Here is a 14,158-nt window from a genome sequence, read left to right as displayed (position 1 = left end):
TGCTATATCATGAGGCAACAATAACTAAAAACACCGACCGGGGGATCTTTCTATGGACATGTTACGGGCGCTGGGACTTGGTCCCGAGCACGCAATCAGCAAGCAGCAATTACATCTATACATCAATTTGAAATTGGCATCCTGCGGCCAACCCACCTGTATCGATGCCGAATCCGCTGCGTTCATGGAGACCGCGCAAGACTTGTTGGACAGCTACCTGGAAAAAAACCGCCTGTTGGCCAATTCCACCCTCTACCCGGCCGATCGCCGCATTCAAGATTTTCTGGACCGCTATTTGTCTGATCTCGGCTTGGAACAGCTGCCTACCCTGCCGACCATGACTTTCGAGCTGGACAGGCACGGCGTAGCCCGCGAATTGTCGCTCCCCTTGGGAGCCGATCACTTCGTGTCGGACATCGTTTCCAGCTACCGCGTCAAACAAGGAGTGTTGCACAATCCGGCCAGCGACCGGCGCACAACGGAAGGTTCCTTCCACATCGCCGAAGGGGGTTTGCCGGTACCGGGCGACAAAAAACAAGTACCCAAGCTGACCTTTGCCAGAATGCTGGAGCAGGCGCTGAATCCACCGGCCGACATGCTCATCGTCCCCTTTACGGCCAATCAGCCCCAACCGGCCCGCATGTTCGCCTCACTGCTGTTGCGTCCGGTGATTTGCCCGGAACTTCCCGGCCTGGAAGCGGAAAAATCCATGGAAGTCCGCTTTTTCGCACCCGGCAATTTGGTCAGCAACCTGGATTTCGTGGAAAGCATCTTCGGCAACGGCGGCAATCCGGCCCTGCCGGAATGCGACGCGGCTTTGGACATCGAGCATTGGAGCGGGCATAGCGGCTGCGTGATTCTGGCCCCGCATTTGGCCAAACTGACCAAAAAACAGCTGGGCTTGCCGCATTGGGACGACGCCAGCGAACGGCAACGCGCCGACGGCATGTGCTGGCAGCAGGAAGACGAGTTGTATAACAACGGCCAGGCCTTCAAGCTGACCGCCCGCGACAAGTCCGGCGTGATCGTGACCTTGTTGGCCGACAATTATTACGGCTACTGCAAGAAAGAAGTCAAAACTCAAATCAGCTACGCCGCCAATTTATTCGGCAGCGCCGAAGAAGAGCACGCCGGCGGCGCCCTGGCCTTCCGCCGCTTTAACCACGGCGACGAATTCGGCGTCGGCAGCCTGACCCGCGAACCCGGCTACGATTTCGACGAAATGGCCTACCGCTACGGGCAAATCATGACCGTACAGCCCGAAGGCTATGCGATCGACAACCGGTTTCCCGACATAGTCTACGTGCCGCAAGATTTGCGGATGAATCTGACCAGCCAAAAAATTAGCTGGGTCAAAAACGGCCAAAGCCACAGCATTCGTTTGCAACCGAGCAAAATTTACGTACAACCCAACGGTTACAAGATAGAGATGTGCAAACACCCCGGCGCGCCGTCCTGGCGGCTGGTCGGCACGGTTGCGGAGGGCACCTTCTGTCACAAACCCTGCACGGTATCCGGCGGCGGCAAGTCGGAAATTTCCAAATCGATAGAAGACGCCGTGATCTACGGCCCACTGTTCGTCGACGATTTGCAGCACGATTTGGACAAAGTCCAGGCCATCTTCGACAAAGACTACACCGGCCGCTTTTTACCCGGCCACGAACACGAAGACCGCGCCACTACCCGGCCGATATTGAGCGAGGAACGCAGCTTGGGTTCGGTGATCAAGCTACTGACTCCTTCGCCTTACCACACCCCGGAATTCAACGCCTGGCTGGCTACTATCCCGCCCGGCATTCTGGCCTTGGTGTTTTTGATCAAACGTTTTTACCGTAGCGAATGGGGCGAACGTTGGCGAGACCACTTGTCGGTCGACGTGATCAACGGCGCGCCGGGACATGAATTGAAACTGGAACAACGCAAGATCGTCGCCACGTATTTACGGGTCGGCTTCGACCAGGAAGGCGGCTGGCGCACCTTTAAGGTTCGCCAGGACTACATCGCTTGCGAAAAAGTGCAAATGGAAGACGACATCAGTGCATCGGGGGTCGTCGCTACCGCCGCGGTCAAACCGTGGCTGGCTAAAAACGGTCACTATCAAACCAGCGTCAAACTGGTCAAAAACTGCGAATACCGGTTGTTTCAACGCCCGGACGACGCCATCATCCCCGGTTACGACAAACAAACCGAAACCAACATGGCTGCTCCCGGCAATTTCATGGCCAATTTCGAACCGCTGGATCCGGAAAAACTGGCCGAAGTAGTGGAAGACGTCACCCGTTTTTCCCAGTTCACCCCGCCGATGCGGCAATTGCTGGAGCAAGCCTACACCGAAAAAGTGCCGTTCGTGGTGTCGTCCGCCTACCCGCGTTTGGTTAACGGTAAGCCGTCCAAAAATCCGCGCTATCTGGAAACCCGGCTGGATTTGATCAAACCGATGCGCAAATACGTTGCGGAAATCGGCGCCCGCTTACACCGCAAGATTCCGTTGAATCAGCCGTTATGCCACCCGGTCGACGCGGTATTGACCGGCCGCCGCAACAATCCGCCTGACGGTGCTATCCGCCCGCTGGCGGTCTACAACCCCATTCATTACCAAGAGCTGCCGGAATTGTTCATGGACTTCGTCTGCTCACTAACCGGCAAATCGCCGTCGACCACCGGGGCCGGCAGCGAAGGCGCGCTGACCAAGGGTCCGTTCAACGCCTTGCGCCCTACCGCCGACCTCAACAACGCGCTGGTCTCGTTCATACTGACCGGCTACCCAGGTTTTTCCAGCTCCGCCGGCTACATCGGCCCGGACATACGGGTCGACCACGACATTAGTTTATTGATCCCGGAAATCTGGGCGCGCTTGTCGCCGCAAGAACGCCAGCCGGATTATTTGCTGAAGCACGGCTATTTGGAAGCGGTGGCCGATTTCGAACACAACGGCAAGCCGGTATTGGCCAGCCGCTTGGGCTACCGGATTACCAGCCAATTCGTGCACGGCCTGATGGGCAAGATTTTCGACAATCCCTATGCCGTATTCACCGACGAAATCCTGCAGCCGGAGCGGCAAAACCTGGACGTATTCGTCGACGGAGTCAACAATATCGTAGAAACCCAGCAGCGCGTCGCCCAGCTATACCTAGAGGACGGCAGCATTGCAGACGCCTGCCCGCCGTTGTACGCCCTGCTGCACATCATGGCCCATGGCCAATACCAAGGTATGGACGCACATTCCCCGGAACTTCGAGCAATGTTCACCCGCGAGTATTTGTTGGAATCGGCTTGGTACCGCAAACGCCTCGAAACCAAACAGCAACGCGATGTAGCGCTGTGGCAACGGCATTTGGCCTACCTGGAGCAAACCCTCAAATCCGGCAGCCAAAATCCGCGCATTGCCGGCCTGAATTTACAGCAACGCCGCCAACACACCGAAACCAAACTGGCTTACCTGCAATCGGCCGATTATTTGCAAGCCTTGGTCGGCACCATAGGCGCGGATCCACTGGAACCCTATTAATCCGGGACACGGGCAATGCTGTCGAGTGAAGAAGCGTAGGGGGCGAATCCATTGACGCGACCGGCGGCGGCAAGAGGCTGAATAAATTCGGCCCTATAGTCCGCCCCACGGACAACGCAACTTTTACGCAAGCGCTTTACAGCGAACAGACCCAAGCACGCCCGCCATGAAGCGGCCACTCTCTATACGCATCTACGCCTTGGCGGCCGGGTTTATCGCATGGCCGCTCGGGGCGACCCTATTCGCATGGATAGCTTACCGACTGGATTCGCATCACCCCGCCGGCTAGCCGGGTTGGGATGCACTGTACTGTCGCAAACGCCGATCAATTTGTCGCCGTCAATAACGGCTCGACGATTTCCTGAAACTTGTCTTTGGTCAACTCCCCCGGCTGCCGGTGCACGATTTGCCCTTGCGCATTCACCACCACGGTAAACGGTACGGCGTTGATGATGTTGCCCCATTGCCGGGCCAATAGCGTGCCGGCGTCGCCGGTAACCAGCATCGGGTAATTGACCTTGGCTCGCTGCAGGTATTCGGCCACGGCATCGCGCTCCTCTATGGCCAATCCCACGAATTGCAGGTTTCGAGAGCCGTATTCGTCCTGCCATTTGACGAACTCCGGAATTTCTTTCAAACACGGACCGCACCAACTGGCCCAAAAATTCAACACCAATACCTTGCCTTGCCACTGCGCCGCGGAATGTTGAATGCCGTCCACATCCGGGAAGCTGAAATCCAGCTTGGCCGGCGTTTGCGCGGGCCGGGTCGAGCCGGTGTGTTGTTGCAGGTAAAAGCCTAACGCCAAGGCCAGCGCAGCCACGACGACAATAATCAATTTGGTTTTCATAACTGTTTCAAGGATTGTAAAAAGGTGGCCGCGTCCTGATAGCCGATGACCCGCAGTTCAGCTTGCTCCCGGCCTTCGGCGTCGAAGAACATAATGCCGGGCGGACCGAACAGCTTGAAGCGCTGCAGCAAGGCTTTATCGTCCGTGTTGTTTTCGGTGACGTCGGCTTGCAACAACACAAAGCTGGCCAACTGCTGTTGTACGGCGGTATCGGTAAAGGTGTAGGCTTCCATCTCTTTGCACGATACGCACCAATCGGCATAGAAATCCAACATCACCGGCTGGCCGGCGGCTTTGGCTTCCGTCAATTTTTGCTCCAGCTCGGCTAAACTGTGCACCCGCTGAAACGCCAGTCCCTTTTCTGCGGCCGCCGCGTCGGCACCGCTAGCCAGTGCCAAGCCGGACAAGGGTTTAAGCGGATTGGTGTTGCCGGCACTCAAACCTATCAGTTGCGCTACCCCGAATACCAGCATCATCAAGCCGACGCCTTTCCATAGTCGCTTCCAGCCGGTCACAGGATGCGGCAAGGGCTCTAAAGCGTTCAAATAAATCGACGGAATGATCAGCAGCATCGCCGTCAAAAACATGGTGACGGCGGGCGGTATGATCCTGGATAACATCCACACCGCTACTGCCAACATGATTACGCCGAATACCGCTTTGGTCGCATTCATCCATAGGCCAGCCTTAGGCAGCAATTTGCCGGCCGAAGCGCCTATCAGCAATAACGGCAGGCCCATGCCCAAACCCATCGCAAACAGTGCAAAAGCGCCTAATACCACGTCACCGGTTTGACCGATGTAAATCAAGGCCGCCGCCAGAGGCGCGGCGACGCACGGCCCGACAATCAACGACGACAAAGCGCCCATGATGCCGGCTCCCCAATAGGAACCGTCGCGATGCTTATCGCCGGACTGCGACAACTTGGTTTGCAAAGCCGCCGGAAGCTGCAAGTCGAAAAAACCGAACATGGACAACGACAACAGGACGAACATGCCGGAAAACGTGGCGATAACCCAAGGTTCCTGAAATACTGCTTGCAAATTGCTGCCGAATAAAGCCGCCAAAATACCAAACGCGGTGTACATCAAGGCCGAAGCAAGGACGAAGCTGGCGGACAGTAAAAACGCTTTGCGGGTACTGACGCGGTGGCCGTGACCAACCAGGATGCCGGACAAAATCGGTATCATCGGAAACACGCACGGGGTATGGGCCAACAAAACGCCGAATCCGAAAAAGCTCAACAAGGTCAGTAAGAAACTATCCTGCTTTAACGCGGCTACAATTTTGTCTTGTTCCGAAATCGGCTGAGCCGCCGGCGCCGGGAAATCGGCGGCAACCGCGCTTGGTGCGGCCGGTAGCGCCAACTCGACACGACTGTTCATCGGCGGGTAACACACGCCGCGATCGGCGCAACCCTGAAACTTAGCGGTTAGCGTGACGGTTTCCGCCTGCAAACGGTTACGGCCAAGCGGTATGTCAAGACTCAGCTCCTGCCGGTAAACTTCGACTTGGCCGAATTCTTCGTCCAAGTGCGCTTCGCCGACCGGTAACGGCCATTCGCCTAACACAGCGCCGGAATCGGGCTCGAAACTCAATCCCAATTTGTCTTTGTACAAGTAGTAGCCGTCGGCAATCAGCCAGCTCACCCGAATGTGATGAGCGTCTTTGACCGTGGCGAAAAATTGAAACGCTTGCTCGGGCGGCAATAATTCGCTGCCGAACAAACTCGGCGTCAGTTTTTTCAAACCCGAGAAGAAGCCGCCTCCCGACGCCCCCGCGTTCGCGGTGACTACCGGCAGATTGACGTCTAACAGCCGGGTCTGCGGCGGATAACAGACGCCTTGATCAGCACAACCTTGATACTTAACCGAGAGCTGGACTTTGGTCTGTGCCGACGCGTTTTGCAGCGGCAACGGGATGGACAGATTGTTACGGTACACGCTGACCATGCCGAACATAGGGTCGTGTTCGGTCGCACCCGCCGGCATTTCAAAGCTACCGACCGGTACTTGCGGCGTTTTGGATTCGATTTTGACCTTGTCCCGGTAAACGTGATAGCCGTCGGCAATGCGCCAGTTCAGTTGCACTTGCCGGTCCGACAAGGCGTTTGCGCTTAATTGAAACACCTGCTCCGGAGGTAACACATCGTCCGGATTCAATGCAAACGCCTGACTCCAATACAGAAATAACCAACTGAACCGGATCAGGCGCCGGACGCACACGAGTCTATCCATTTCAAGTAATCTTCCGAACCGCGCTGTATCGCCACGGCTACAATTTCAGGGATTTGGTAAGGATGCAGCCCTTTAATCGCCGCTTCGACGGCCGCATATCGGGCTGATGGACTTTTAATCAACAACAAATGTTCCTCAGCACTCTCGATTGCACCTTGCCATTGGTAAATTGAGCGCACGCCCGGCAGAATGTTCACGCAGGCCGCCAATTTCCCGGCAACCAAATGCCCGGCAATGCGCTCGGCCGTTTCCATGTTCGGGCAGGTACAATAAATCATTTGATACATCGCACTATTATCCTGTAAAACGTCGCAAAATTGGACTGTTTGAATAGGGAGCGCGGGCAATGCCGTTTCATATTCGCTCGCGCTTGTTCTATCCGGAACATCAGCCTAACCATTCGAATTTCTAATTCCACAAAATAAAGACTGCGGCGACCACAACGCTAAGCGCATTGAGACGAAAGCCAATGTTTAGGCCCGCTATCGACCCAGTCGCTCCATAACCACCAGCCGGCACGCCATTATGCGGATAATATTTTTAGGTTTTTTAATCATTCCTTTCATCGAGATCTATTTACTGCTGCAAGTAGGCGGTTTAATAGGTGCATTGCCGACGATAGCTTTGGTCGTATTCACCGCCGTATTAGGCGCTTGGCTGCTGCGCCGTCAAGGCCTGGAAACTTGGCAACGCTTTCAACGCAACTTAGCTCAAGGCACGATTCCGGCGTACGAAATGATCGAGGGCCCGATACTGTTGGTTGGCGGCGCATTGCTTTTGACGCCCGGTTTTTTTACCGACGCCCTTGGCTTTGCCTGCCTGATACCGACCTTACGTCGCCGAATTGCACAATACCTCATAGACCATCATCTGCTTAATAAAGTATCGACGCAGTTTTACGCAGGCAGCCCTTCGAAAAACCCGGACGTTATCGAAGGCGAATTCAGCAAAAAACAGGACTAGGCCCCGATGCCCCAGACTGTTGTAAATGTCGATGGCAGGGCCGAGGATCCCGCGCTTCCAAATCACCCGCCTGCCGCGAAAGGAAACACAGTGCCGCTCACAATTGGCCTCCACCTCCGTTCACTAAAAGCTTACCCTATGCCAGCCTTGCCCTGTCATATGCACTATGTTAGCGCACCTATCCGCCAAACCAAATTGCGCAGACGCCCCAAAACAGCCTAATAACTCACCCTTCGGAATCTAGGCATGCCGGGACCTTTTAAGACACTTGCACCAATTTAATCTGTATTTCACAAAATCGCACCAAATTAACACAAGCGCTTGCCATATTTTTGTCCCGGCAAAACTCACCAAGTTGGCGTCAATCCTGTCGAATGAACGCTGTTAGAAGCCATGGCATATAAACTGCTTTTCAATTGACTCGTGTCCTAACTCCAAAAACCGATATGTCTGCGAGCAAACTCAATCTACTCAGCTTTACCGGCAAAATGAAAATTTTGCACATGACCTGGTTAGCTTTCTTTATTTCCTTCGTGGTCTGGTTCAACCATGCGCCGTTAATGCTGGTCATCGGCGAAAGCCTGAAACTTAGCGAGGCCGAAGTTAAGACCATACTGATTTTGAACGTGGCGTTAACCATTCCGGCTCGCATACTGATCGGCATTCTGGTTGACAAATTCGGTCCTAAGCGCACGTATTCCACGCTACTGGCAGTCGGCAGTTTGCCCTGTTTTTTATTTGCGATGGCCGAAAACTTCGAACAGTTGGCACTGGCTCGATTTCTGATGGGCTTTGTCGGTGCCGGTTTCGTGATCGGCATTCGCATGGTGGGAGAATGGTTTCCGGCCAAACAAGTGGGTATTGCCGAAGGCATTTACGGCGGCTGGGGAAATTTCGGTTCCGCCGCCGCAGCCATGACGCTACCGACCTTGGCATTACTGCTCGGCGGCGAAAACGGCTGGCGCTATTCCATCGGCGCGACCGGCCTCATCGCCTTGCTGTATTCGGTTATATATTTCTTCAGCGTCAGCGACACCCCGAAAGGCTCGACTTACTTCAAACCGAAAAAGTCAGGTGCCATGGAAGTCACCAGCATTTGGGATTTGTTCTTTTACATACTGATGACCATTCCGCTGTATGCCGCATTAACCTTGCTAACCTGGAAGCTGTCGCCGGCCGGCATGAAATTATTGTCCGACCCGGCGGCCCTCATCGCCTACGTGCTGATTTGGGTCTTATTCTTTTTTAACGTATACAAGATCGTCCACGTTAACGAAGAACATTTAACCCACCCTATCGAAGAAATTCACAAATACAAATTCAAACAAGTCGCTATTTTGGATTTGGCTTATTTAGTGACTTTCGGCTCGGAATTAGCCGTGGTATCCATGTTGCCGATGTTTTTCTTCCAAACCTTCAACGAATCGCAAGGCATCACGATGGTCGAAGCCGGCCTGTTGGCCTCCGGTTTCGCCTTTATGAACTTGATAGCCCGCCCCGGAGGCGGCTGGATCAGCGACAAGTTCGGACGCAAACTTTCGTTAAGCATTTTCATCGGCGGTTTGGCGTTGGGCTATTTCGCCATGTCGCAAATTACCCCGCAGTGGCCGGTGTTGATTGCTACCGTAGTTACCATGGCCTGCTCGTTCTTCGTACAAGGCGGAGAAGGCGCGGTGTTTGCGATGGTACCGTTAATCAAACGCCGCATGACCGGCCAAATTGCCGGCATGGTAGGCGCCTACGGCAATGTCGGCGGGGTAATCTTTTTAACGGTGTTGTCGTTCGTATCGCCGAGTGCATTTTTTCTAACGATAGCCGCAACCGCGCTGGTAGTCGCCATCGCAATTCAGTTTATCGAAGAACCCAAAGGCCATATGGCGGAAGTCATGGAAGACGGCAGCGTCGCGATGATAGAAGTGGAATAATAGGCAACCGACAAGTCCCTTCCGGTAACGGGTTAAGGGTAAACTTAACCCGTTCGACAGCCTATCCCATACCATCATGGTCAAATCGTTAACCGTCAGCACTAGCGCCTGCAGCGACAAAGGCGTCAAAGCAAACAACGAAGATTGCTGGGGCGTCTTAATCCCTAAAGAACCACAATTAACCTTGAAGGGCATAACCGCAGCCGTGGCCGACGGGATGAGCGGCAGCGACGCCGGCAAAGAAGCTAGCCATTGTTGCATAACGGCTTTTTTGGAAGATTATTACAGCACCCCGGACACTTGGTCCGTCGCCAAAGCCGGCCAAAAGATTCTGTCGGCTACCAACTCGTGGCTGCATAGCCAAGGCCAGAGCCGCTACGCGTCGGCCAAAGGCATGGTCAGCACCTTAAGCGTGTTGGTACTGAAATCCAATACCGCCCATCTTTTTCACATCGGCGATTCGCGCATTTATTTGCTCAGACAAAACGTACTGGAACAACTCACGCGCGACCACAGGCTTTGGCTTTCCGACGACAAAAACTATTTGAGCCGCGCCATGGGCATAGAGCCGCATTTGGAAGTGGACTATAAAAATATCGCGCTGGAGCCGGGCGACTTGTTTGTATTGACTACCGACGGCGTCCACGACTTCCTGGACGCCAAAGCGCTGAAAAACCTGCTCAGCCAAACGGACGATCTGGACGACATTGCCACCGCCTTGATTAAAACGGCAATAGAAAACGGCAGTGATGATAACGCCACCTGTCAACTGCTGCGGGTAGAATCCTTGCCGAGATTGAAAGAAGACGAAGTCCTAAGGCAACATGCTTATCTGCCGTTCCCGCCGCCGCTGGAAACCGGCATGATCCTGGACGGCTACCGGATAGACGCCGAACTGCACGCCAGCAAGCGCACACAAATTTACAAAGCGTACGACACGCTTCAGCAGCGCGACGTCATTTTAAAAACGCCGTCAGTGCTATACAGCGACGATACCCATTACATCGAACACTTCTTGCACGAAGAATGGGCCGGCAAACGCCTGGAACACGAAAACGTCTTGAAAATATTGGAAACCGATCGCAGCAAAAGTTGCCTTTATTACGTAACGGAATATATCGACGGACAAACCTTAGCCGAGTGGATGACGCAAAATCCGCTGCCGGACATCAAACCGGTCCGCAAAATCATCGAACAAGTCGCCAAGGGTTTACGGGCTTTTCATCGCATGGAGATGCTGCACCAAGACTTGAAGCCCGAAAACATCATGATTGCCAAAGACGGCAGGGTAAAAATTATTGATTTCGGCTCGGTCAAAATCGCCGGCATTGCCGAAATAACACCGCTGGATCACGCGGTTCAGGAGAATATACTGGGCACCTTGAATTACACTGCCCCTGAATACCACCTCGGCCAACGCGGCTCGGTAAAATCCGATTTATATTCCTTGGGCGTCATCTGTTATCAAATGTTGAACGGTGAGTTACCGTTCGGCTCCCTGCCGGAAAAACCCAATCGGGCGAATTTAGCCCGTTTGAAATACAAACCCAGCTTTCAGTTCAACAATATGGTGCCTGTATGGATAGACGGCGCACTCAAAAAAGCCACTTGCTTGACCCCGGAAATACGCTACGACGAACTTTCGGAATTTTTGCACGATCTATCGACCCCAAATCCGCAATTCTTGAAAGGGGAACAAAAATTACCGCTACTAGAGCGCAACCCTATAGCCTTTTGGCGGGGAACCGCACTGCTGTTTTTTTTATGCAGCCTGGGACTATTGATCATGCTGAGTAAAAAAATGGCCTGTTAGCCGACGAACCAAGCTAACCGTACCAGCGTTTACGCCCCGTATATCTGAATTTCGGCTGCTGCCCGGATGCATCGAACGGCTTACCGGTCTTATCTCCCGGCTTGCGGCCGCCGGTCATCCCCATTTCAATGCATTCCTGAATATACTCTTTCAACATCGCCTGAGCCTCGGCCCGGGTCTCGTATGGCCCGGAATCGCCTTCCCGCGCTTGGAAATACCACCCGCATTTGCCCGTGCGAGGGTCTATCGATGAATATACTCTGTCGACTTCGAACATAAACACATTTTCCGCAAAACTCAATATGCTGACGCTTGATAATGCGCGAGCGACAGGAAAACCTAAAATGGCGTTTTGCATCATAACAGTAGCGGCCGAGGCTTACAGCTTCTATGCCGATTTCGGACGCATCCTACTCGGATTTGTGACGAGTACGCTGCTTTGATGCAATAATCGACCAGCATCCAAACGCTGCTCGTTCTAAGCCCGATAAAGCTAAACGGGGAATGGAACGCGCTAGGGAGCAAGCGAACCGCTCATGCTTAACCGGGGAGCTCGGCACGAACGGTTTTCAGCTGCTTCCAGACCGTTCATTCGGGGTAACAAGACGCCTTCACGACCGTTAGAATAAAAAAGAAACCGGATATAGCGCTCCTCGAAGACTGCTTGCATACAACACAAACCCATGGCACTTATATGATTGATTGGAATACCACGTTCGCCGCAATCTGGCGCCAACAACGAAAATACCTTAGGCCGGTCAAACATCTGGATTCGATCCAACTGAAAGACTTGCTGGGAATAGACTCTCAAAAGCAACAGTTAGTTGCCAACACCGAAAGATTTTTAGCCGGCAAGCCCGCTAACAACGCACTGTTGTGGGGCGCTCGCGGCACCGGAAAGTCGTCTTTAATCAAAGCCCTACTGAACGCTTATAAAGACCGCGGCTTACGCATCATTGAAGTCGATAAACACGATTTGGTATTTTTGCCGGACATCGTCGACGACATTCGCGACCTGACCCAACGCTTCGTGATTTATAGCGACGACTTGTCTTTCGAACACGGCGATACCCTGTACAAGCCATTGAAAAGCGTCTTAGAGGGTTCTATCGAACTACCGCCGGAAAATGTCTTGTTCTACGCCACGTCCAACCGCCGCCATTTGCTGCCCGAGCATATGCGCGATAATTTGGAAACCCAACTCGTCGACGGCGAGGTGCATTATTCGGATACGATTGAAGAAAAGATTTCATTATCGGATCGCTTCGGCCTCAGGTTAGCGTTTTATCCCGCACATACCGATGCTTATTTAGCCATAGTGGATAGCTTGTTCAGCGATTTCAGCGGAGATCGTAACGCGCTTTACCAAGCCGCATTGGATTTCGCCCATTTGAACGCTGCGAAAAACGGCCGCACCGCCAAGCAATTTTACAACGCCTACTGTCAATCCTCAGGCCATTCGACCAGCCTGAAACCGGATTAAACCGGCCGCCTCCAATTGCATCCTCCTAAACGGCACTCATCCGCTATCCAAAGTTTTCCCAACAACCAACCTCCAGTACCACGAATCCGCCCGAAAACGCCAATTCGGCCAGACACCTCCGCTAAATCGCACCAAAATAATACAAACCCAAAATATTTTGCACCATAATAAACCGCAATCGGCCACCCAAAGCACTTAACTGCTTCCCGGACGGACAATTTACATATGGCTCGTTACTTGCTTAACGGGTGTAGTTCTCCTTAAACCTTATTCACTGTGCATAAAAAAATACTCGATCATTTGAACGAAGCAATTTTGCTGTTCGATACCGATCTGGCGCTAACCTACATCAATCCGGCCGGAGAGATGCTGTTTGCCGATAGTGCCAAGCATTTGCTCGGCAATCCCGCGCAGCGTTTATTCAAATCCGCACATCCCGGTTTATTTAGCGATTTATTGTCACGAATGCACCAACACGAGCCTTTGGTTGACAGAGAATTGATACTGGAATCGATGAATCAATCATCGACCGTCAGCCTCAGTGCCACCCCGATAATGGCAGGCGGCGAATTGCAGGAAATTCTGATCGAGTTGCAACAAGTCGACCGGCACTTGCGCATCACCAAAGAAGAGCAATTGCTGGCACAACAAAATACCAGCCGCATGTTAGTCCGCGGTTTGGCCCACGAAATCAAAAACCCTTTAGGCGGCTTACGCGGCGCGGCTCAGCTGTTGGATCAGGAACTACGCGACCCGGAACTGAAGGAATACACCCAGATCATTATTGCCGAATCGGACCGCTTGCAGGAATTGATGGATAAAATGCTCGGCCCCAACAAACCCGCGCATAAAAGCCTGATGAACATCCACGAGGTGCTGGAACGGGTACGGCAACTGGCTGCGGTAGAAGCCGGCAGCAGTACAAGCTTGAAAACCGATTACGACCCCAGCATCCCCGAACTATTCGCCGACAAAAACCAGCTGATTCAAGCCTTTTTGAACATAGTCCGCAACGCCATTCAAGCGATCCAAACCATGGGCCGAATCGTTTTGAAAACTAGAATCCAACGTCATATGACCATAGGCCGCAAGCTGTATAAATTGGTGATCAAAGTAGACGTGATCGACAACGGCCCCGGAATTCCGCCCGGGTTGATGGGGCAAATCTTTTACCCGATGATCACCGGCCGCCCGGAAGGTACCGGTTTAGGTTTATCCATCGCACAATCGCTGATCAATCAACACCGCGGCATGATCGAATGCGACAGCGAGCCGGGCAACACCGTTTTTTCGGTGTATTTGCCCATCGTAGATCACCAAGGCAACACCGCGCTTAATTAATCCAAGGATTGCGTAACGATGACAACCCTTTCAACTTA

At 53.2% G+C, this 14,158-nt stretch carries 11 protein-coding genes; 7 read left to right on the top strand and 4 right to left on the bottom strand.

From position 1 onward, the window contains the following. Window positions 1-52 precede the first annotated feature (52 nt). Together F1E05_RS06780 and F1E05_RS20725 are read left to right on the top strand one after the other, a co-directional pair. Entirely contained in the window at window positions 53-3,508 is a 3,456-nt protein-coding gene (locus F1E05_RS06780) for a hypothetical protein (RefSeq protein ID WP_150047572.1), read from the top strand. A 166-nt stretch (window positions 3,509-3,674) separates the two neighbouring features. Then, the gene (locus F1E05_RS20725; protein WP_269473499.1) at window positions 3,675-3,797 is read left to right on the top strand and encodes a hypothetical protein; all 123 of its coding nucleotides are present in this window, start codon (window positions 3,675-3,677) and stop codon (window positions 3,795-3,797) included. Window positions 3,798-3,833: 36 nt separating this feature from the next. On the opposite strand, the gene F1E05_RS06775 is transcribed toward F1E05_RS20725, so the two are convergent. Genes F1E05_RS06775 through cutA form a run of 3 tightly spaced genes read right to left on the bottom strand, consistent with a single transcriptional unit; the run spans window position 3,834 to window position 6,882 of the window. Then, window positions 3,834-4,358 carry a TlpA family protein disulfide reductase gene (locus F1E05_RS06775; RefSeq protein ID WP_150047571.1) on the bottom strand — a complete coding sequence of 175 codons (525 nt, stop codon included), beginning with the start codon at window positions 4,356-4,358 and terminating at the stop codon, window positions 3,834-3,836. Beyond that, window positions 4,355-6,595 carry a protein-disulfide reductase DsbD gene (gene dsbD, locus F1E05_RS06770; RefSeq protein WP_150047570.1) on the bottom strand — a complete coding sequence of 747 codons (2,241 nt, stop codon included), beginning with the start codon at window positions 6,593-6,595 and terminating at the stop codon, window positions 4,355-4,357. Before dsbD ends, F1E05_RS06775 begins: the two co-directional genes overlap by 4 nt. Next, a complete protein-coding gene (cutA, locus tag F1E05_RS06765; RefSeq protein WP_150047569.1) occupies window positions 6,565-6,882 on the bottom strand; it encodes a divalent-cation tolerance protein CutA in 318 nt (105 codons plus the stop codon). Before cutA ends, dsbD begins: the two co-directional genes overlap by 31 nt. A 238-nt stretch (window positions 6,883-7,120) precedes the next feature. Between cutA and F1E05_RS06760 the strand changes: the two genes are divergently transcribed. The 3 genes from F1E05_RS06760 to F1E05_RS06750 all read left to right on the top strand — a co-directional run bounded on the left by F1E05_RS06760 (window position 7,121) and on the right by F1E05_RS06750 (window position 11,296). Beyond that, the gene (locus tag F1E05_RS06760; protein WP_150047568.1) at window positions 7,121-7,558 is read left to right on the top strand and encodes an FxsA family protein; all 438 of its coding nucleotides are present in this window, start codon (window positions 7,121-7,123) and stop codon (window positions 7,556-7,558) included. 446 nt (window positions 7,559-8,004) lie between these two features. Then, on the top strand, window positions 8,005-9,483 hold the full coding sequence (locus F1E05_RS06755; protein WP_150047567.1) for a NarK family nitrate/nitrite MFS transporter: 1,479 nt from the start codon (window positions 8,005-8,007) through the stop codon (window positions 9,481-9,483). Between the two features lie 76 nt (window positions 9,484-9,559). Beyond that, a complete protein-coding gene (locus F1E05_RS06750; protein ID WP_150047566.1) occupies window positions 9,560-11,296 on the top strand; it encodes a bifunctional protein-serine/threonine kinase/phosphatase in 1,737 nt (578 codons plus the stop codon). Window positions 11,297-11,309: 13 nt separating this feature from the next. Here the strand turns inward: F1E05_RS06750 and F1E05_RS06745 are convergent, their stop codons facing one another. Further along, complete coding sequence (locus F1E05_RS06745) at window positions 11,310-11,573, bottom strand: DUF6316 family protein (protein WP_150047565.1); 264 nt, start codon at window positions 11,571-11,573, stop codon at window positions 11,310-11,312. Between the two features lie 417 nt (window positions 11,574-11,990). On the opposite strand from F1E05_RS06745, the gene F1E05_RS06740 reads away from it, so the two are divergent. Both F1E05_RS06740 and glnL read left to right on the top strand, forming a co-directional pair. Then, window positions 11,991-12,779 (top strand): ATP-binding protein, encoded by a 789-nt coding sequence (locus F1E05_RS06740; RefSeq protein ID WP_150047564.1) that lies wholly within the window; start codon window positions 11,991-11,993, stop codon window positions 12,777-12,779. 276 nt (window positions 12,780-13,055) lie between these two features. Then, window positions 13,056-14,120: a nitrogen regulation protein NR(II) gene (gene glnL / locus F1E05_RS06735; RefSeq protein ID WP_150047563.1), complete on the top strand. Its 1,065-nt coding sequence runs from the start codon at window positions 13,056-13,058 to the stop codon at window positions 14,118-14,120. Window positions 14,121-14,158 lie beyond the last annotated feature (38 nt).

This window comes from Methylomonas rhizoryzae, from assembly GCF_008632455.1.
Lineage (GTDB): Bacteria > Pseudomonadota > Gammaproteobacteria > Methylococcales > Methylomonadaceae > Methylomonas > Methylomonas rhizoryzae.
This window is presented reverse-complemented; position numbering and strand designations above follow the sequence as displayed.